The 19,102-nt window shown below is 71.0% G+C and carries 17 protein-coding genes; 8 read left to right on the top strand and 9 right to left on the bottom strand.

The window, feature by feature from the left end:
* Positions 1-6: 6 nt before the first annotated feature.
* The 4 genes from ACFV7R_RS21155 to ACFV7R_RS21140 all read right to left on the bottom strand — a co-directional run bounded on the left by ACFV7R_RS21155 (position 7) and on the right by ACFV7R_RS21140 (position 3,554).
* The gene (locus ACFV7R_RS21155; protein WP_385265529.1) at positions 7-861 is read right to left on the bottom strand and encodes a 1,4-dihydroxy-6-naphthoate synthase; all 855 of its coding nucleotides are present in this window, start codon (positions 859-861) and stop codon (positions 7-9) included.
* The gene (locus ACFV7R_RS21150) at positions 858-1,568 is read right to left on the bottom strand and encodes a futalosine hydrolase (RefSeq protein WP_385265527.1); all 711 of its coding nucleotides are present in this window, start codon (positions 1,566-1,568) and stop codon (positions 858-860) included. The genes ACFV7R_RS21155 and ACFV7R_RS21150 overlap by 4 nt, the downstream gene beginning before the upstream one ends.
* 11 nt (positions 1,569-1,579) lie before the next feature.
* Positions 1,580-2,056 (bottom strand): DUF2771 domain-containing protein, encoded by a 477-nt coding sequence (locus tag ACFV7R_RS21145; RefSeq protein WP_385265525.1) that lies wholly within the window; start codon positions 2,054-2,056, stop codon positions 1,580-1,582.
* Positions 2,057-2,162: 106 nt separating this feature from the next.
* Complete coding sequence (locus ACFV7R_RS21140) at positions 2,163-3,554, bottom strand: MFS transporter (RefSeq protein ID WP_385265523.1); 1,392 nt, start codon at positions 3,552-3,554, stop codon at positions 2,163-2,165.
* 312 nt (positions 3,555-3,866) lie between these two features.
* Here ACFV7R_RS21140 and ACFV7R_RS21135 point away from each other — a divergent pair, with 312 nt between their 5' ends.
* The 4 genes from ACFV7R_RS21135 (at position 3,867) to ACFV7R_RS21120 (ending at position 10,135) form a co-directional block, all read left to right on the top strand.
* Positions 3,867-4,793, top strand: coding sequence for a DUF3027 domain-containing protein (locus ACFV7R_RS21135; RefSeq protein ID WP_385265521.1), 927 nt, complete (start codon positions 3,867-3,869; stop codon positions 4,791-4,793).
* A 90-nt stretch (positions 4,794-4,883) separates the two neighbouring features.
* The gene (locus tag ACFV7R_RS21130) at positions 4,884-8,009 is read left to right on the top strand and encodes a sacsin N-terminal ATP-binding-like domain-containing protein (protein ID WP_385265519.1); all 3,126 of its coding nucleotides are present in this window, start codon (positions 4,884-4,886) and stop codon (positions 8,007-8,009) included.
* A gap of 175 nt (positions 8,010-8,184) precedes the next feature.
* Positions 8,185-9,045, top strand: coding sequence for a DUF5707 domain-containing protein (locus ACFV7R_RS21125; RefSeq protein WP_385265517.1), 861 nt, complete (start codon positions 8,185-8,187; stop codon positions 9,043-9,045).
* Between the two features lie 151 nt (positions 9,046-9,196).
* Positions 9,197-10,135 (top strand): hypothetical protein, encoded by a 939-nt coding sequence (locus ACFV7R_RS21120; protein WP_385265515.1) that lies wholly within the window; start codon positions 9,197-9,199, stop codon positions 10,133-10,135.
* A 14-nt stretch (positions 10,136-10,149) separates the two neighbouring features.
* Here ACFV7R_RS21120 and ACFV7R_RS21115 read toward each other — a convergent pair whose 3' ends face one another.
* Entirely contained in the window at positions 10,150-12,543 is a 2,394-nt protein-coding gene (locus ACFV7R_RS21115) for an HAD-IC family P-type ATPase (protein WP_385265513.1), read from the bottom strand.
* Between the two features lie 99 nt (positions 12,544-12,642).
* Positions 12,643-12,909 carry a DUF2530 domain-containing protein gene (locus ACFV7R_RS21110; RefSeq protein WP_129803612.1) on the bottom strand — a complete coding sequence of 89 codons (267 nt, stop codon included), beginning with the start codon at positions 12,907-12,909 and terminating at the stop codon, positions 12,643-12,645.
* A 118-nt stretch (positions 12,910-13,027) separates the two neighbouring features.
* Between ACFV7R_RS21110 and ACFV7R_RS21105 the strand changes: the two genes are divergently transcribed.
* Positions 13,028-14,479, top strand: coding sequence for an NCS2 family permease (locus tag ACFV7R_RS21105; protein ID WP_385265510.1), 1,452 nt, complete (start codon positions 13,028-13,030; stop codon positions 14,477-14,479).
* A 16-nt stretch (positions 14,480-14,495) separates the two neighbouring features.
* Here ACFV7R_RS21105 and ACFV7R_RS21100 read toward each other — a convergent pair whose 3' ends face one another.
* Complete coding sequence (locus ACFV7R_RS21100; RefSeq protein ID WP_129803610.1) at positions 14,496-14,684, bottom strand: ribbon-helix-helix protein, CopG family; 189 nt, start codon at positions 14,682-14,684, stop codon at positions 14,496-14,498.
* Between the two features lie 148 nt (positions 14,685-14,832).
* Between ACFV7R_RS21100 and ACFV7R_RS21095 the strand changes: the two genes are divergently transcribed.
* Positions 14,833-15,270 carry a MarR family winged helix-turn-helix transcriptional regulator gene (locus tag ACFV7R_RS21095; RefSeq protein WP_129803609.1) on the top strand — a complete coding sequence of 146 codons (438 nt, stop codon included), beginning with the start codon at positions 14,833-14,835 and terminating at the stop codon, positions 15,268-15,270.
* Positions 15,271-15,297: 27 nt separating this feature from the next.
* On the top strand, positions 15,298-16,662 hold the full coding sequence (locus ACFV7R_RS21090; RefSeq protein WP_385265508.1) for an MFS transporter: 1,365 nt from the start codon (positions 15,298-15,300) through the stop codon (positions 16,660-16,662).
* An 18-nt stretch (positions 16,663-16,680) separates the two neighbouring features.
* On the opposite strand, the gene ACFV7R_RS21085 is transcribed toward ACFV7R_RS21090, so the two are convergent.
* Complete coding sequence (locus ACFV7R_RS21085) at positions 16,681-17,268, bottom strand: Uma2 family endonuclease (protein WP_385265506.1); 588 nt, start codon at positions 17,266-17,268, stop codon at positions 16,681-16,683.
* A 111-nt stretch (positions 17,269-17,379) separates the two neighbouring features.
* Here ACFV7R_RS21085 and thpR point away from each other — a divergent pair, with 111 nt between their 5' ends.
* On the top strand, positions 17,380-17,952 hold the full coding sequence (gene thpR / locus ACFV7R_RS21080) for an RNA 2',3'-cyclic phosphodiesterase (protein ID WP_385265504.1): 573 nt from the start codon (positions 17,380-17,382) through the stop codon (positions 17,950-17,952).
* A gap of 129 nt (positions 17,953-18,081) precedes the next feature.
* Here thpR and ACFV7R_RS21075 read toward each other — a convergent pair whose 3' ends face one another.
* Complete coding sequence (locus tag ACFV7R_RS21075) at positions 18,082-19,077, bottom strand: aldo/keto reductase (RefSeq protein WP_385265502.1); 996 nt, start codon at positions 19,075-19,077, stop codon at positions 18,082-18,084.
* Positions 19,078-19,102 lie beyond the last annotated feature (25 nt).

The following is a 19,102-nucleotide window of genomic DNA, read 5'->3' as shown; positions in this document are numbered from 1 at the left end:
CCCCGACTAGGGGAAATCCAGCGCTTCCGGCCCGAGGGGCGGCACCAGCCCCTCGGCCGCCGCGCGTGTGAGCAGTCCGCGTACGGCCGCGTAGCCGTCCTCGCCGAGGTCGGCGGTGAACTCGTTGACGTACAGCCCGATGTGCTGGTCGGCGACGTCCGGGTCCATCTCCTGGGCGTGCTCCATGACGTACGGACGGGACACCTCGGGGTCGTCCCAGGCCGCCCGTACAGAGGCACGGACGGACTCGGCGAGCAGCGTCAGCGTGTCCGCCCCCAGTGACCGCTTGGCGATGATCGCGCCCAGCGGGATGGGCAGCCCGGTGGTGTTCTCCCAGTGCTCGCCCATGTCCGCGAGCTTGTGCAGCCCGTAGTTCTGGTACGTGAACCGCGCCTCGTGGATCACCAGTCCCGCGTCGACCTTCCCGTCCCGCACGGCGGGCATGATCTCGTGGAAGGGCATGACCACGATCTCGCCCACCCCACCGGACAGCGTGTCGGCCGCCCACAGCCGGAACAGCAGATACGCCGTCGACCTCTCGCTGGGCACCGCGACCGTACGGCCCGCCAGATCGACGCCCGGCTCCCGCGTCAGCACCAGCGGACCGCACCCCCGCCCCAGCGCCCCGCCGCACGGCAGCAGCGCGTACTCGCCGAGGACGTACGGCAGCACCGCGTACGACACCTTCAGCACGTCCGACTCGCCGCGCTCGGCCATGCCGTTGGTGATGTCGATGTCCGCGAAGGTCACGTCGAGCGCGGGAGCGCCGGGCACGCGGCCGTGGGCGAGGGCGTCGAAGACGAAGGTGTCGTTGGGGCAGGGGGAGTACGCGATCTGCAGCGAACGCATGTCAGGGCTCATGGTTGCTTCCAACTCTCCAGTACGGGCGCGAGCTTCCCGAACCCCTCGGTGAGCGCCGCCAGAGCCTCGCCGATCCGCCAGGCGGCGCGGTCGCGCGGGCCGACCGGGTTGGACACCGCGCGCAGCTCCAGGACGGGTGTGCCGTGCGCGGCGGCGGCCTCGGCGACGCCGAAGCCCTCCATGGCCTCGGCGAGGGCGCGCGGGTGGCGGGCGCGCAGGGCGGTGGCACGGGCCGCGGTGCCGGTCACCGTCGACACGGTGAGGACCGGGCCGACGCGGGCTCCGGTGGCGTCGGCGGCGGCCTGTACGAGGGTGTGCGGCGGACGGTGGGTGACGGTGCCGAAGCCCAGCTCCGTGACCGGCAGAAAGCCGTCGGCGGTCTCGGCCCCCAGGTCGGCCGCGGTGATCTCGTCGGCGACGACGAGCGAGCCGACGGGAGCTTCGGGTGCGAAGCCGCCGGCGATCCCGGCCGAGACGACCAGGGCGTACGGGGTGCCGGCCAGGGCTGCGGCGGTGAGCGCGGCCGCGGTGGAGGCGGCGGCGAGGGCGGGGCCGACGCCGGCGGCGAGGAGGTCGGGGCCGGCGGGGGGCCGGTGCAGGACGGCTCCGGGGAGTGCCACGTCCGTGACCGGGCCGGGGAACGCACGTGCCACCGCGTCCCGTTCGGCGGGGACGGCGGTGGCTACGAGGATGCCTGCGGGGGACACTGCGGCGAGGGTCAGGCGTCCTTCTTCAGCCTGAAGTTCCACAGGCCGGTGGGGGCCTGCTGTTCGCCGCCCATGATCGAGACCAGCGTGGAGTTGCCCTGGGCGCCGTACTGGGCGTTGAAGAACACGCTGCCGGGGATCGTCTGGTACGTCTTCTTGCTGGATTCGACGAGCGGCTGGCCGTTCATCAGGATCGTCCAGCCCTGGTCGGCGATCTCGGGGTCGACACCGAAGCGCACGGTCTCGGCCGGATCGACGGAGATGGACTTGATGTCCTCCTCCTTCAGGCACCCGGACCGCTCTTCGGCCGTGAGAGCGTCACCCTCGTGGTAGCAGGTGGCCTCCGAACTGACCGAGCTCGAACCGACGGTGATCGTCGACATCGGCGACGGCTTGTCGCAGGCCGACAGGACGAGCAGTCCGGCGGAAACGGCGCCGGCGGCGGCGACGGCGCGGCGGCGTCGCACAACGGATTGCATCGTGGTCATGTCCGAAGGCTATCGGTCACGCGCGACCCGCTCCCCACGTGGGGTACAGGCCATGCCGTGCGTTACGCCACTCGCCCACCCCCTGCACCACCCGCCACGCCCACCCCTACACCACCCGCGCCCGGGCCGCACCCCCGCGCCGCGCCGAGCCGAGCAGGCCGCGGACGGTCGTCAGCCAGCCGGCGGCGACGATGCAGGCGGCCACGACGAGGCCGAGGGTGCCGTTCAGGGGCAGTGCTATGCCGATCGCGCCGCCGATCACCCACGACATCTGCAGCAGGGTCTCCGAGCGGGCGAACGCCGACGTCCGCACCAGCTCCGGTACGTCCCGCTGGATCAGCGCGTCCAGGGACAGCTTGGCCAGTGCCTGGGCGAACCCGGCGACCGCCGCCAGGCACGCCACCAGGAACGCGCCGAAGAACACCGCCGCCGTGATCGCCACGCCCAGCTCGACCGCCACGACGGTCACGATGATCAGCTCCGGCGCCCGTGCCCGCAGGGCCGCCCCCACCGCCGTACCCAGCGCGTTGCCCACGCCCGCCGCGACCGCCACCATGCCCAGCGACACCGCCGCGCTCTGCCCGGTCATGGGGTGCTCGCGCAGCAGGAAGGCCAGGAAGAAGATCAGGAACCCGGCGAGGCAGCGGACCGCCGCGTTGACGCCGAGCGCGTGGGTGACCGCCGTCCCGACCGTCCTGAGCCCCGGCCGCTTGACCGGCCGCAGGTGCGGTCCGTGCAGATGGTCCGCGTCCGCGGCGAGCAGCGCGGTGTCCTCGCCCTTGGCCGAGTCCACCTTCGGCGGCAGGGTGAACGACAGGAACATTCCGGCCATGAAGATCACGAATGCGCCGTACAGCGGCCAGCGCGGCCCGATCGCCTGGAGCCCCGCCCCGACCGGCGCCGCCACACCGGTCGCCAGCAGCCCGCCGAGGGTGACCCGGGAGTTGGCCTTCACCAGGGAGAACCGGGGCGGCAGCAGCCGGGGCACCACGGCGCTTCTGACCACCCCGTACGCCTTCGACGCGACGAGCACGCCGAGCGCCGCCGGATACAACTCGATACCGCCGGTGATGACGGCCCCGGACAGCACCAGCGCGAGCAGCGCCCGGGCCAGCATCGCGCCCGCCATCGCCGCGCGGCGGCCGTGCGGGAGCCGGTCGAGCAGCGGGCCGATCACCGGCGCGAGCAGGGTGAACGGCGCCATGGTGATCGCGAGGTAGAGCGCGACGCGCCCGCGGGCCTCGTCGGTCGGCACCGAGAAGAAGACGGTGGAGGCCAGCGCCACGGTGATCATGACATCGCCCGCGCCGTTCACGCCGTGCAGCTCGATCAGCTTGCCGAGCCCCGACTCACCGGCGCCGTGCGCGTGGGTCGCCTTGCGGATACCGCGGGCCGTACCCGTCAGCGGGAAGTGCAGGGCACGGCCGAGCGAACGGAGTGAGCCACGCGTCCGGCCCGTTCCGCTGCGTCCGCTGCTGCCCTTGATGCCGCTTGCCACCCCGTCATAGTGCCCCGAGAGCGGCGTCCGTAGTGTGGTTACGGCGCGTATGGGCGTGCACTTCACAGGTCGCCGCGTCCGGTGGGCGGGCCGGAAAGACCGCCGGGAAGCAGCGAAGACTCCCGCCGGTGTAGGCCCAGCGCCGGACAACAGGTAGCGTGCATATCTCGGCCATCCCGCAGAATGGATGGTGACAGGTGCGCCCGAGCGCGATGGCGCGCGGACGTCGACGCGGTCCCCAGGTCCGCTCCGTCCGCCCCGACGCCTCAGGGCACCGCACCCGAGAGACGGCGTAGGAGAGAAGCGATACCTGTGAGCGCAGCGACCACGCGAAGCCGCACCCCCGACCGCCTGTGCGCCGAGGCCGTCGACCTCGCCCGCGCCGCAGCCGAGGAGGCTGCCGCGCCCGGGGTCGTCGGGGAGCACGTCGGCACGGCCTCCGAGGGCGACCGCGTTGTCACGCACTTCTTCGAGTGCAAGGAGCTCGGGTACCGCGGCTGGCGCTGGGCCGTGACGGTGGCCAGGGCGTCCCGCGCGAAGATCGTCACGCTGGACGAGGTCGTCCTGCTGCCCGGCCCGGACGCGCTGCTGGCGCCGGAGTGGGTGCCGTGGAGCGAGCGGCTGCGCCCCGGCGACATGGGGCCCGGCGACCTGCTTCCCACGGACGCCGAGGATCTGCGGCTGGAGCCGGGCTTCACCGGCGAGGAGGAGCCGCCGCCGAACTCCGCGGTGTCCCATGACATGGCGGAACTGGTGGAGGCCGAGGACGCCGAGGTCACGGCGGGCCCGCCGGCTGCCCTCCCGACGGCACCCACGCGCGGCTCGATCGCGGCGGTCGCCGAGGAGCTGGGCATGCGCCGCGCCCGGGTGCTGTCCCGGTACGGGCTGCATGTGGCCGCCGACCGCTGGGAGGAGGGCTTCGGCCCGAAGACGCCGATGGCGCAGGCCGCGCCGGCGTCCTGCGCGAGCTGCGGCTTCCTGGTGCCGATCGGAGGGTCGCTGGGGCAGGCCTTCGGGGTCTGTGCGAACGAGTTCTCACCGGCCGACGGCCGGGTGGTGTCGCTGGCGTACGGGTGCGGTGGGCACTCCGAGGCCGCGGTGATGCCGAAGCCGCCGCAGCCGACTCCGCCGGTGATCGACGAGACGCGGGTGGATCCGTTCCCGCTGCGGCCGGCGCGGGATTCCGGGTCGGTTCCGGAGGTGCCCGACGAGTCGGCGGCCGAGCTGGGGCATTCGTAGCGTCCCGACTCCGGGGCCGGCCGAGATCGTGACGTCACGGTCGTCGCTCCCGCGCGATACCTTCTCCTCACGGCGATGAGGAGAGTGAACGTGAGCAAGTTCGTGCGGCCTGCCGCCGAAGGTGCGGACCCCTTCGGGACGGCTCGTCTGCGGCGCGGAGTGCTGGATGCCTGGGCGACCAGCCCGGCGCGGTTCCGTGAGGACGCGAACGCCGAGGAGGATCTCGTCCTCGGCGGCTATCGGGACCGGCTCGTCGTGGAGCTGGCGCAGAACGCCGCCGACGCCGCCGCCCGCGCCGGCGTGCCCGGCCGGCTCCGGCTCACCCTCCGCGACGGCGTCCTCTTCGCCGCCAACACCGGCGCCCCCCTGGACGCCGCCGGCGTCGAGTCGCTGGCCACGCTCCGCGCCTCCGCCAAGCGGGACACGCCGTCCATCGGCCGCTTCGGCGTCGGTTTCGCCGCCGTACTGGCCGTCACCGACGAGCCCGCCGTCGTCGGCCGGCACGGCGGTGTCCGCTGGTCCCTGGCCGAGGCCCGTGACCTCGCCGCCGACACCGCCCGGCACAGCCCGGGCCTGGGTGACGAGATCCGCCGGCGGGACGGGCACGTGCCCCTGCTGCGGCTGCCGTTCGCCGCCGAGGGCACCGCGCCCGATCCGTACGACACCGTCGTCATCCTGCCGCTGCGCGACACCGCCGCCGCCGATCTCGCCGAGCGGCTGCTGCGCGCCGTCGACGACTCCCTGCTGCTCACCCTGCCGGGACTGGAAGAGGTCGTCGTCGAGATCGACGGCGACGCCCCCCGCGCCGTGCGCCGCAGCACCGACGGCGCCTTCACGGTCGTGGAGGACTCCCGCGACGGCGTCACCCACTGGCGCACCTCCTCCGCCCACGGCCCCCTCACGCCCGATCTGCTCGCCGGCCGCCCCGTCGAGGAGCGGCTGCGCCCCCACTGGTCCGTCACCTGGGCCGTGCCCATCGACGCCGCCCACGGCACCCCCGTCCGGCCCCGCACCAGCCCCGTCGTGCACGCCCCCACCCCCAGCGACGAGCCCCTCGGCGTGCCCGCCCTGCTCATCGCGTCGTTCCCGCTGGACACCACCCGCCGGCACGCCGCGCCCGGCCCGCTGACCGACTTCGTCGTGCAGCGCGCGGCGGACGCGTACGCCGAACTCCTCGCCGAATGGCGGCCGGTGACCGAGGCGATCATCGACCTCGTGCCCGGCCCGCTGGGGAAGGGCGAGCTGGACGGGGCGCTGCGGCAGGCGATTCTCGAGCGGCTGCCGCGGACGTCCTTCCTGCCGCCGGCCGTTCCGCCCTCCGGCGACGGCTCCGACGAGCTGCCCGAGTCCCTCCGGCCGCGCGACGCCGAGGTCGTCGAGGGCGCCGGCGCCGACACCGTACGGGTCCTCGCCGAGGTGCTGCCCACGCTGCTGCCCGCCGGGCTGGAACGGCGGGTCGAACTGCGCACGCTCGGGGTCGCCCGGGTCCGGCTGAGCGACGCCGTCGACCGGCTGGCCGGCCTGGAGAAGGAGCCCGGCTGGTGGCGGCGGCTGTACGACAGCCTGGCGGGAGTGGATCCGGACCGGCTCACCGGGCTTCCCGTGCCGCTGGCCGACCGGCGCACGACGATCGGGCCCCGGCAGGTCCTCCTGCCCACCCCGGACGCCGCCCGCATCGACCCCGAGGTCCTCGCCCGGCTCGGCCTCAAGGTCGCCCACCCGGACGCCGCGCACCCGCTCCTGGAGAAGCTCGGCGCCCTGCCCGCGACCCCGCGTGCCGTGCTCACCACCCCGCAGGTGCGCGCCGCCGTCGCCGTCTCCCTCGACGACGAGGGCGGCGCCCTGTGGGAGGAGGACGCCCCCGACGCCGAGGAGCTGGCGGACACCGTCCTCGCGCTCGTGCGGGACGCCGGGCTCGAACCCGGTGACGAGCCCTGGCTGGGCGCCCTCGCCCTCCCGGACGAGGAAGGGGAACTGGCCCCGGCAGGCGAACTCGTCTTCCCCGGCAGCCCCTTCTCCCAGGTCATGCGTGAGGGTGAACTCGCCTTCGTCGACGCCGAGCTGGCCGAGCGCTTCGGCGAGCAGCCGCTCGCCGCCTGTGGCGTCCTCGCCGACTTCGCGCTGGTCCGCGCCACCGACGTCGTCCTCGATCCCGACGAACTCGAGCCCCGCGAAGGGGACTTCGCCGAGCCCGACGACCCCGGTCTGCTGGACGCCGTGGACGTCTGGTGCGAGGACATCCTCGACCGCTTCCCGGACTCGCCGGTGCCGCCGGTGGCGACGGAACTCATCGCCGTACGGGATCTGGATCTCGTGGACGACGACAAGTGGTCACAGGCTCTTTCTCTGCTGTCGAAACCCCCCTTGCGCGACGCGCTCGTCCAGCCGGTGCGCATCCTGCTGCCCGACGGCACCCATGAGGTCGTACGGCCCTACACGGCGTGGTGGCTGCGCGGGCACCCGGTGCTCGACGGACGCCGCCCCGCCGGGCTGCTCGCCGCCGGTGGGGATCCGCTGCTGCGCGGCCTGTACGACGAGGCCGACGCCACCGGCTTCGACGACGAGCAGGTGCTGCGGGCGCTCGGCGTACGGACGTCGGTGGCGGCCCTCCTGGACGAGCCGGGCGGCGCCGCCGAGCTGCTGGAGCGGCTCGCCGACCCCGAGCGGCCGGTCACCGGCGCCCAACTGCACGGACTGTACGGCGCGTTGGCCGAGCTGGACCCGGACCAGGTGACCCTGCCGGACGAGCTGCGGGCGGTCGTCGACGGACGGGTCGAGGTCGTGGACGCGGCCGACGCGGTGGTCGTCGACTCGCCGGACCTGCTGCCGTTCACCGAGGGTGTGCCCCTGCTGCCGGTGCCGCCGGCCCGGGCCGCCGAGCTGGCGGAGCTGTTCCAGGTGCGGCGGCTGAGCGAGTCCGTCACCGGTGAGGTGGACTCCGAGGGCACCGAGCACGAGGTGCCGGAGCCGGTGCGGGTGCTGCTGGGCCCGCGGACGCCCGGCACGTACGTCGAGCACGAGGAACTCGTCGTCGACGGTGTGGAGATCGACTGGCGGGTCACCTCCGACGGCGTACTGCACGCCGCCACGCTGGAGGGTGTCGCCGCCGGTCTGGCCTGGGCGGCGGGCCAGTGGCCGCGGCGCTTCGAGGTGGCGGCGCTGCTGGAGGACCCGTCACGGACGGCGGAGCTGGCGCGGGACCGGTGGTTCGACTGAGCGTTCACAGAGCCTCAGAATTTCTCCCACAAAATTTTCGTACGACGTGCAACCATCCACACCGGTCACATGTCAGATCATGCGAGCCAACAGGCTCCACGATCACTTGGGCCCCGGCCGACGACGAGCCGTAGGGAACGACCACAGTCGGGGCCCCTCTCCACGTGGGGAACACATGCGCATACGAGCCACCGTGGCCGCCGTCACCGGCGCCCTGGCCCTGTCCGCTCTCGCCGTGCCGTTCGCGCAGGCCGACTCGCGGGATGCCGCGAGCCTGGACCGGCCGAGCGCTGCCGAGCGTTTCGGCACCTCTTCCGCCAAGTCGGCGTTCAGCACGGCCGCCGCCGTGCCCACCGTCTCCAACGTGACGGTGAACGCGGGCAAGAACCTCGTGTTCGGCACCACCACCGTCAAGACCTTCACGGTTTCCCTGACCGCCACCCACGAGAGCGGCATCGCGGACGCCTACATCGACCTGTGGCACGGCACCGACGTCGAAACCGACGTCGACGGCTACCTCGGCCCGAACGAGGAGGCCGCCACCTGCACCGCCTCCAGCGCCACGACGTCGACCTGCAAGCTCACCATCACCGGTGACACCTACGTCGACCTGCTCAAGAACTCGCTGGCCGGCAACTGGCACGTGACGGCGGGCGTGCTCTCCAACGACGGCGAGATCTACTGGAACGACTACTACAAGACCCACAAGGTCCAGCGCGCGTCGAAGCTGACGGTCAACGCCTCGCCGGAGCCGGTGGTGAAGGGCAAGACCATCACGGTCAGCGGCAAGCTGTCCCGCGCCAACTGGGAGACCCTCACCTACTCCGGCCTGCCCAGCGGCCAGAGCGTGGTGCTGCAGTTCCGCAAGGCGGGCTCCAGCACCTACACCAACGTCAAGGGCATCAAGACCGCCACGGGCGGCGCGCTGAAGACGACCGTCACGGCCTCCGCCGACGGTTACTACCGCTTCAGCTACGCGGGCATCACCAGCACCGCGGCCGTCAACGCCGCGGGCGACTACATCGACGTGCAGTAAGCAGCAGGCGCATCACCCGACGCCCGGCCCCGGAAGCCATCCGGGGCCGGGTGCTTTTTTCCCAACTTTCCCTGCCGGAGCAACCGTTACCGGCGTTCGCCTATCTGATCAGGTGAGCCAACAGGCTCCACGACCACTCACTGGGGAACGCATGCGTATACGAGCCACCGTCGCCGCCGTGACCGGCGCCCTGGCCCTCTCCGCCCTCGCCGTACCGGCCGCTCAGGCCGCCGATGTCTCCGGCGTCTTCGGCGCCGACTACCGCGAGGCCGTCGCGAAGATCCGCCAGGCCGCCCACGCCCCCTCCGGTGCGACGGCGTTCAGCACCAAGGCCGCCCAGGACGAGCCGTACGCCCTGGACGCCTCCTTCTCCAACTTCAAGATCGCCAAGGCGGTCAAGGTCGGCACCACCGGCCACTACTCCACGACGGTCACCTACACGCTGACCCATGGAGCGGACGTCGACATCACCGCGCAGGACTTCCTGACCGGCCCCTACCTCTACCGGGGCGCGTTCGCCACGCCCGACACCACCCTGTTCGGCGTGAACCCGGCCACCTGCACGACCGCCACGGCGACCACCGCCACCTGCACCGGCAAGATCGACGTCTACCCGGGCGAGGGCGACCTGCTCAACACCGACGCCGGCACCTGGAAGGGCGCGGCGCTGGCCATCGCGTACAACGGCCAGGACCCGGCGGGCGAGAACTTCGACATCACCAAGGTCGGGTACGCCGACCAGGGCGACCTCGGCACCACACTGGTGCAGCGCAACTCCAAGCTGACGGTCAACGCCTCGCCGGAGCCGGTGAAGAAGGACGCGACCCTCACGATCACGGGCAAGCTGACCCGCGCCAACTGGGAGACGGGCACGTACGTCGGTCTGCCCAGCGGCCAGAAGGTGGTGCTGCAGTTCCGCAAGGCGGGCACCACCAACTACACCAACGTCAAGGGCATCCAGACCGCGGCGGGCGGCGCCCTGAAGACCACGGTGAAGGCCTCGGTCGACGGTTACTGGCGCTTCACCTACGCCGGTATCACCAGCACCGCGCCGGCCACCGTGGCCGGTGACTACGTCGACGTGAACTAGGCCCTGGGCGGGCCCTAGGCGGGAACCCGGCGGTCGACCCACTTCCACAGGAACTCCAGGGCGACCGCCGCACCCGCGGCGATCCCCACCGCGATCCACGGCATCGTCACGCCCACCAGCTTCAGCGCAAAGAACTCCTGCAGCCACGGCACTACCAGCACCACCAGGAACCCCGCCCCCATCGCCGCCACCAGCCCGATCCGCCACCAGGTGTACGGCCGGGCGATGATCGCCAGCACCCACATCGCGATCAGGAACAGCGTCAGCGTCGCCGCGCTGGTCTCCGCGTCCAACGCGCCCGGACCGGTGTAGTACTGACGGGCGATCAGATACGTCCCGAAGGTCGCCAGCGCGGCCAGCGCCCCGCCCGGTATCGCGTACCGCATCACCCGCCGCACGAAGTGGGGTTGCGCGCGCTCCTTGTTGGGCGCGAGGGCCAGGAAGAACGCCGGGACACCGATCGTCAGCGTCGACAGCAGGGTCAGATGACGCGGCAGGAACGGGTACTCGACCTGCCAGCACACCACCAGGACGGCCAGCAGCACCGAGTAGACCGTCTTCACCAGGAACAGCGTGGCGACCCGGGTGATGTTGCCGATCACCCGCCGGCCCTCCGCGACCACCGACGGCAGGGTGGCGAAGCTGTTGTTCAGCAGCACGATCTGCGCCACCGCCCGGGTCGCCTCCGAGCCGGTGCCCATCGCGACCCCGATGTCGGCGTCCTTCAGGGCGAGAACGTCGTTCACGCCGTCGCCGGTCATGGCGACCGTGTGCCCGCGGGACTGGAGCGCCCCCACCATGTCCCGTTTCTGCTGCGGGGTGACCCGCCCGAACACCGTGCCCTCGTCGAGGGCCCGGCCCATGCCGTCCCGGTCGGCGGGCAGCCGACGGGCGTCGACCGTGCCGCCGTCGAGCCCGAGCTTGCTCGCCACCGCGCCCACCGACACCGCGTTGTCGCCGGAGATGACCTTGGCGCGGACGTTCTGCTCGGCGAAGTAGCGCAGGGTGTCGGCGGCGTCCGGCCGCAGCCGCTGCTCCAGTACGACGAGGGCGGCGGGCCTGGCGTCCCGGGTGACGTCGGGGGAGTCGAGGTCGCCGGAGGTGCGGGCGAGCAGCAGGACCCTGAGGCCCTCCTCGTTCAGCCGCTCGGTCTCGGCGAGGGCGGGATCGTCCTCCGCGAGCAGCACGTCGGGGGCGCCCAGCAGCCACGTACTGGCCTCGCCGTTGCCCTCGCTGAAGGACGCCCCGCTGTACTTGCGGGCGGAGGAGAAGGGCAGCGCCTCGGTGACGCGCCACTCCTCGCCGTCCGGGTAGGCGGAGATGATCGCCTGGAGGGAGGCGTTCGGCCGGGGGTCGGACTCGCCGAGGGCGCCGAGGACCTGCCGTACGTAGGTCTCGTCGTGGCCGTCCAGCAGGCGCAGCGCGGTGACGTCCATGCCGCCCTCGGTGAGGGTGCCCGTCTTGTCCAGGCAGACGGTGTCGACGCGGGCGAGGCCCTCGATCGCGGGCAGCTCCTGCACCAGGCACTGTTTCCGGCCGAGCCGGATGACACCGATCGCGAAGGCGACGGAGGTGAGCAGGACGAGCCCCTCCGGGACCATCGGCACGATGCCGCCGACCGTGCGGGCGAGGGAGTCCTTGAGGTCGTTGTCCTTGACCACGAGCTGGCTGATGATCAGGCCGATCGCGGTCGGGACCATCATCCAGGTCACGTACTTGAGGATCGTGGAGATCCCGGAGCGCAGCTCGGAGTGGACGAGAGTGAAGCGGGAGGCCTCGTCGGCGAGCTGGGCGGCGTACGCCTCACGCCCCACCTTGGTCGCCCGGAACGCGCCACCGCCCGCGACCACGAAGCTTCCGGACATGACCTGGTCCCCCGGCCGTTTGACGACCGGATCGGCCTCACCGGTGAGCAGGGACTCGTCGATCTCCAGCCCGTCGGCCTCGACGCACACCCCGTCGACGACGACCTTGTCCCCCGGCCCGATCTCGATCAGATCGTCCAGCACGATCTCGGACGTACTGACCTCGGCGGTGACCCCCTCGCGTCGCACGGTCGGCCGTACCTCGCCGATCAGGGCGAGGGAGTCGAGGGTCTTCTTCGCCCGCCACTCCTGGATGATGCCGATCCCGGTGTTGGCGAGGATCACGAAGCCGAACAGGCTGTCCTGGATCGGCGCGACGAACAGCATGATCACCCAGAGCCCGCCGATGATCGCGTTGAAGCGGGTGAAGACGTTCGCGCGGATGATGTCGGCCATCGACCGGCTGCTGCGCACCGGTACGTCGTTGACCTGTCCGCGCGTCACCCGCTCGGCGACCTCGGCGGCCGTCAGCCCGGTCGTCACCGACGGCACGGGTGCGGGGTGCGCGGGACCGAGCTCGGCGTCCGCGTCGATGTGCGTCATGCATTCGACGGTACGTGCGGATGTGGGGCTTCACCCCCGGAGTGGGCGGAAGATCCGACTACGGGAGGACTGCCGTAGTGCCCTGGGCGTACGGGGGGCTCAGGGTGTCGCCGGGGTTTCCTCGCGCGCCGACCGCTTGATCGCCGCGTCCCGCCGGCGGACGTACCAGATGCCGAGCAGCCCCAGCCCTCCGCCGGCCAGGCAGGTCCACAGCCACCAGGTGTGCCCGTGGTCGTCGAACCAGCCGTAGAACGGCAGCTGCACCAGGAAGAGGACGAACCAGACGATCGTGCCGCCGGTGATGGTGCCGACGACGGGGCCCTCCAGGGGCTCCGGTGCCTCGTGCTTGGGGGTCCACTTCGCCATGGAGGACAGCTTACGAGGCGATCAGGTCTACGCGCGGAGATGGCCGATCTCGGCTTCATATGTTCATACTGAAACGGTTTGTGTCTGACCACTTCTCTTCGTAGGAACCACCAAAAACATGCCCACCTCGGCCCCCGCCAAGGTCCCCGCCCCTGAACAGCCGGGAGCCAGGCCCGCATACGGCGCACTCGACCGTTTCTTCAAGATCTCCGAGCGGGGCAGCACGCTGCCGCGCGAGATCCGCGGCGGTTTCGCCACCTTCTTCGCCATGGCCTACATCATCGTGCTGAACCCGATCATCCTCGGCAGCGCGAAGGACATGTACGGCAACCAGCTCGACAACGGCCAGCTGGTCACCGCGACGGCCCTGACGGCGGCGTTCACCACGCTCCTCATGGGTGTCATCGGCAACGTGCCGATCGCGCTGGCCGCCGGTCTCGGCGTGAACTCGGTCGTCGCGCTCCAGCTCGCCCCGCGGATGTCCTGGCCGGACGCCATGGGCATGGTGGTGCTCGCCGGTTTCGTCGTGATGCTGCTGGTCGCCACGGGCCTGCGTGAGCGCGTGATGAACGCCGTGCCCTACGGCCTGCGCAAGGCCATCGCCATCGGTATCGGCCTGTTCATCATGCTGATCGGCCTCGTCGACGCCGGCTTCGTCTCCCGTATCCCGGACGCCGCCCAGACCACGGTCCCGCTCCAGCTCGGCGCCACCGGTCACCTCAACGGCTGGCCGGTCCTGGTCTTCATCCTCGGCGTGCTGCTCACGCTGGCGCTGATCGTGCGCAAGGTGTCCGGCGCGATCCTGATCTCGATCGTCGCGATGACCGTCCTCGCGGTGATCATCAACGCGGTCGCGGACATCCCCTCCTGGGGCCTGACCACCCCGACCTGGCCCGGCAACCCGGTCGCCACCCCCGACTTCGGCCTGATCGGCGAGGTCAGCCTGTTCGGCGGCTTCGCCAAGGTCGGTGTGCTGACCGGCACCCTGTTCGTCTTCACGGTCCTGCTGTCGACGTTCTTCGACGCCATGGGCACGATCATGGGCGTCAGCGACGAGGCCAAGCTGACCGACGCCCAGGGCCAGATGCCCGGTATCAACAAGGTTCTCTTCGTCGACGGCATCGCGGTCGCCGCGGGCGGCGCCAGCTCCTCCTCGGCCACCACCTGCTTCGTGGAGTCCACGGCCGGCGTCGGCGAGGGCGCCCGGACCGGCTTCGCGAACGTGATCACCGGCTCGCTGTTCGCCGTGGCGCTGTTCCTGACCCCGGTCGCCACGATGGTCCCGTCCCAGGCGGCCACCCCCGCGCTGGTCGCGGTCGGCTTCCTGATCCTGGCCGGTTCGGTCAAGGAGATCGACTGGGCGGACTACACGATCGCCGTTCCGGCCTTCGTGACGATGCTGATGATGCCGTTCACCTACTCGATCACCAACGGCATCGGCATGGGCTTCATCACCTTCGTCGTCCTGCGCCTGGCGGCCGGACGGGGCCGGGAGGTCCCGGCGGCGATGTACGTGGTGGCGGCGGTGTTCGCCTTCTACTACCTGATGCCGGCACTGGGTCTGACCTGATGCCGCACGGGGGCCGTCAGGTGACCCCGTAGAACCTCTCCGTCTCTTCGACCGCCGACTTGAAGCGTTCGTCGAAGTCGTCCCGAATGAGCGTCCGGATCACATAGTCCTGGACGCTCATTCCTCTTTTCGCCGCATGATCCCGGAGCCGTTCGAGCAGCTCCCCGTCGATCCGCAGGCTGAGCACACTGGTCCCCATGGACACGAGGGTTGCAAGGCGACCCAGTGGTGCGTCACTTTCCGGAAGTGACTCACTCGTACGGGTGATGATCCGGTTTCAGTGGCGGGGATCACGGGCACCTGTGCGTGTCGCCACTGGTCTTTAGTTAGGGTAATGAGTTACCCTAAAGAACATGCCGGACCTTACCCATGGCGACGACGCGGCCGCCGTGAACTCTCTTCGCTCCGCCGTGATGCGGCTGTCCCGTCGGCTCAAGCACCAGCGGGTCGACGAGTCGCTGAGCCCCACCGAGATGTCGGTGCTGGGCACCCTGGCCCGCTGCGGCACGGCCACCCCGGGCGAGCTCGCCCGCAAGGAACATGTGCAGCCGCCGTCGATGACCCGCATCGTGGCGCTGCTCGAGGCCAAGGGACTGGTCCGGCTGGAGCCGCATCCCGAGGACCGGCGCCAGAAGGTCGTCACGCAGACCGAGCGGGCCGAGGCGATGCTCGAGGAGAGCCGCCGCAAGCGGAACGCGTTCCTGGCCTCGCTGGTCGAGGACCTCGACGAGGACGAGTGGGCGAAACTGCGCGCCGCCGCCCCCGTACTGGAGAAGCTCGCACATCTGTAACCGCACCACCGGAGGAGGCGAACCCTTTTGAGTTCGGGACCCGGAGCACACTCCACCCCCGCACCAGCCACCCACGACACCCCCGAAGACCCCGTGGAGGACACCCGTAAGTCCTCGATGTTCAGCTCGCTGAAGATCCGCAACTACCGCCTCTTCTTCATCGGCCAGGTCGTCTCCAACACCGGCACCTGGATGCAGCGCATCGCCCAGGACTGGCTGGTCCTCAGCCTCACCGGCTCCGCGACGGCCGTCGGCGTCACGACGGCGCTGCAGTTCCTGCCGATGCTGCTCTTCGGCCTCTACGGCGGCGTCCTCGTCGACCGCCTCCCCAAGCGCCCCACCCTGCTGGTCACCCAGACCGCGATGGCGATGACGGGTCTGGCGCTGGCGTTCCTCACGATCACCGGCCATGTCGAGGTCTGGCACGTCTACGTCGCCGCCTTCGCCGTCGGTCTCGCCACGGTCGTCGACAACCCGGCCCGGCAGTCCTTCGTCTCCGAGATGGTCGGCCCCGACCAGCTCCAGAACGCGGTCAGCCTGAACTCCGCCAACTTCCAGTCCGCCCGCATGATCGGCCCCGCCGTCGCTGGTCTCCTGATCACCGGTGTGGGCACCGGCTGGGCGTTCCTCTTCAACGGCCTGTCCTTCGTCGCCCCCATCGCCGGCCTGCTGCTGATGCGCGCCCGCGAACTGCACCCCGTCCAGCGCGCCCCGCGCGGCAAGGGACAGCTGCGCGAGGGCCTGGCCTATGTCGCCGGCCGCCCCGAGCTGGTCTGGCCGATCGTGCTGGTCGGCTTCATAGGGACGTTCGCCTTCAACTTCCCGGTCTACCTGTCGGCCTTCGCGGACGAGGTCTTCCACGTCGGCGCGGGCACGTACAGCCTGTTCAACACGCTGATGGCGGTCGGCTCGGTGACCGGTGCCCTGCTCGCCGCCCGACGCGGCACGGCCCGGCTGCGGCTCCTGGCCGCGGCGGCGCTGGTCTTCGGCACGGTGGAGATAGTGGCCGCGGTGACCCCGTCGCTGTGGCTCTTCGCCCTGCTGATGATCCCGCTCGGCCTCTTCGGCATGACGGTCAACGTCACCGCCAACACCGGCATCCAGATGGCCACGGATCCGGCGATGCGGGGGCGGGTGATGGCCCTGTACATGATGGTGTTCCTGGGCGGTTCGCCGGTGGGCGCGCCGATCGTCGGGTGGATCACGGACACGTACGGTGCGAGGGTCGGTCTTGCGGCCGGCGGTGCGGTGGCCGCGCTGGCTGCCGTCGTGATCGGCTTGATACTGGCCCGCGCGGGTGGCCTGCGGCTGTCGGTGGGGTGGAATGCGGGGCATCCGCGGGTGCGGTTCGTTCCCCGGGAGCAGCGGGAGGAGCTGGCGACGGCGGCGTGACGCGGCGGGCCGACGGCGTCAGTCGCGGGGGAACTCGTCGGTCTTGAGGACGAGGCCGACGACTGTGCCGGTGAGGTCGATCCCGTCTCCGAAGTCGAAACTGAGCTCGCCCCGGTACTCGCCGTCCTTCGGCTGCGTGTACAGGTGCCAGCGGCCGGTGTACGGATCGACGATCAGGTGCACCGGCACCTCGGCGGCGGCATACGCGTCCTTCTTGGGGCCGTAGTCGTTGGCGGCGGTCTTTTTGGAGATGACCTCGGCCACGAACTCGACGTCCTCGTGGCGCCACAGCCCGTTGGACTGCTTCTCGGCGCCTTCGGTCATCAGGGTGACATCGGAGGCGAAGCCGTTGAGGTGGCCCGGGTAGTCGATACGGACGCCGGACTTCACGCGCTGCCGGGGGTACTTGGTGCGCAACTGGTCGTAGATTGCCGCGATGATCTCCCAGTGCGTGTCCCGCTGCGGCGACATGAAGATGTTCCCCCCGACGATCTCGACCTTGTATCCCTCGGGGACGGGCATCCTCTCCAGCCACTCGAACATCATGTCGAGCGTGAGTTCGCCGCTGCTCTCGGCCATCTCGATCCTGTCTTCAAGGACGGTCATCGTGGCGCTCCTCCCCGGCTGCCGCTCCCACGAATGCAGCCGCGCAGTACAACGATACGTACGGTGACGAGGGCACGACGGAGTTCGTGACACGCGAGGCAGACTGGCTTCATGAGACTCTTCGCCGCCGTGCTGCCGCCCGACGAGGTCGTCCATGAGCTCGCCTCGGAAGTGGCCGAGCTGAAGAAGCTGCCCGGCGCGGACGGGCTGCGCTGGACCGGGCGGCCCGGGTGGCACTTCACGCTCGCGTTCTACGGGGAGGTCGAGGACGACCTCGTACCGGAACTGTCGGCGCGGCTGGAGCGGGCCGCGCACCGCACGCCGGCCTTCCCGCTGGCGCTGCGCGGGGGCGGGCAGTTCGGGCACGGGCGGGCGCTGTGGGCGGGCGCCGAGGGTGATCTGGTGACGCTGGGGCTGCTGGCCGACCGCACCGAGGCGGCCGCGCGGAAGGCGGGTGTGCCGATGGGGGAGCACCGCCGCTACAAGGCCCACCTGACGGTGGCCCGCAGCCGGTACGGGGTGAACGTGCGGGCGTACGTCGACGCGCTGGCCGGGTTCGGGAGCCGTACCTGGACGGTGGACGAGCTGGTCCTGGTGCGCAGCAACCTGCCGAAGTCCGGGGTGCCGGCCGAGCAGCCCCGGTACGAGGCGGTCGGCCGCTGGCCGCTCGGCGGCGCCGGTTAGTCTCGATACGTGGACCCGAAAACCCGGAACCGGATCATGGCCGGTGCGCTTGTGCTGATGTTTGTGGTGGTTGCGGTGGCGGCGGCGTTCGGAGGGTAGGCCGCCGCCACGCCCGTGCAGTGCTGTGCCTTACCAGGCGAACGCCTCTGGAGAGGGTCCCGGTCCCGGGAAGATCTCGTCCAGCCCGGTCAGCAGCTCCTCCGACAGCTCCAGCTCCACGGCACGCAGGGCCGACGTCAGCTGCTCCGCCGTGCGCGGGCCGACGATCGGGCCGGTCACGCCGGGGCGGGTGAGCAGCCAGGCGAGGGCGGCCTCGCCGGGTTCCAGGCCGTGCTTGTCGAGCAGGTCCTCGTACGCCTGGATCTGCGCGCGTACGGCCGGGTCGGCGAGGGTGTCGGCGGCCCGCCCGGAAGCGCGTCGGCCGCCCTCGACCTCCTTCTTGATCACGCCGCCGAGCAGGCCGCCGTGCAGCGGCGACCAGGGGATGACACCGAGGCCGTAGTCCTGCGCGGCCGGGATGACCTCCATCTCGGCGCGACGCTCGGCAAGGTTGTACAGGCACTGCTCGCTGACGAGGCCGATGGTGCCGCCGCGGCGGGCGGCGATCTCGTTGGCCTGGGCGATCTTGTAGCCGGGGAAGTTGGAGGAGCCGACGTACAGGATCTTCCCCTGCTGGACGAGGACGTCGATGGCCTGCCAGATCTCCTCGAAGGGCGTGGCCCGGTCGATGTGGTGGAACTGGTAGACGTCGATGTAGTCGGTCTGCAGCCGCTTCAGGCTGGCGTCCACGGCCCGGCGGATGTTGAGCGCGGAGAGCTTGTTGTGGTTGGGCCACGGCTCGTTGTCGTCCAGGCCCATGTTCCCGTACACCTTGGTGGCGAGGACGACCTTGTCGCGCCGGTCGCCGCCCTTGGCGAACCAGTTCCCGATGATGCGTTCCGTACGGCCCTTGTTCTCGCCCCAGCCGTAGACGTTGGCGGTGTCGAAGAAGTTGATCCCCGCGTCCAGCGCCGCGTCCATGATCGCGTGACTGTCCGCTTCGTCCGTCTGCGGTCCGAAGTTCATCGTGCCGAGGACCAGTCGGCTGACCTTGAGTCCGGTGCGTCCGAGCTGCGTGTACTTCATGGGGGTCAAGCCAACGGCTTGGAGT

The sequence above is a fragment of the Streptomyces sp. NPDC059866 genome (assembly GCF_042731325.1).
Lineage (GTDB): Bacteria > Actinomycetota > Actinomycetes > Streptomycetales > Streptomycetaceae > Streptomyces > Streptomyces flavusporus.
This window is presented reverse-complemented; position numbering and strand designations above follow the sequence as displayed.

Excerpts from the sequence above, each read along its gene's own strand:
- ACFV7R_RS21155 (WP_385265529.1), bottom strand. The coding sequence starts at position 861 with ATGAGCCCTGACATGCGTTCGCTGCAGATCGCGTACTCCCCCTGCCCC.
- ACFV7R_RS21145 (WP_385265525.1), bottom strand. The coding sequence starts at position 2,056 with ATGACCACGATGCAATCCGTTGTGCGACGCCGCCGCGCCGTCGCCGCC.
- ACFV7R_RS21125 (WP_385265517.1), top strand. The coding sequence starts at position 8,185 with ATGCGCATACGAGCCACCGTGGCCGCCGTCACCGGCGCCCTGGCCCTG.
- ACFV7R_RS21120 (WP_385265515.1), top strand. The coding sequence starts at position 9,197 with ATGCGTATACGAGCCACCGTCGCCGCCGTGACCGGCGCCCTGGCCCTC.
- ACFV7R_RS21115 (WP_385265513.1), bottom strand. The coding sequence starts at position 12,543 with ATGACGCACATCGACGCGGACGCCGAGCTCGGTCCCGCGCACCCCGCA.
- ACFV7R_RS21110 (WP_129803612.1), bottom strand. The coding sequence starts at position 12,909 with ATGGCGAAGTGGACCCCCAAGCACGAGGCACCGGAGCCCCTGGAGGGC.
- ACFV7R_RS21105 (WP_385265510.1), top strand. The coding sequence starts at position 13,028 with ATGCCCACCTCGGCCCCCGCCAAGGTCCCCGCCCCTGAACAGCCGGGA.
- ACFV7R_RS21095 (WP_129803609.1), top strand. The coding sequence starts at position 14,833 with ATGCCGGACCTTACCCATGGCGACGACGCGGCCGCCGTGAACTCTCTT.
- ACFV7R_RS21085 (WP_385265506.1), bottom strand. The coding sequence starts at position 17,268 with ATGACCGTCCTTGAAGACAGGATCGAGATGGCCGAGAGCAGCGGCGAA.
- thpR (WP_385265504.1), top strand. The coding sequence starts at position 17,380 with ATGAGACTCTTCGCCGCCGTGCTGCCGCCCGACGAGGTCGTCCATGAG.
- ACFV7R_RS21075 (WP_385265502.1), bottom strand. The coding sequence starts at position 19,077 with ATGAAGTACACGCAGCTCGGACGCACCGGACTCAAGGTCAGCCGACTG.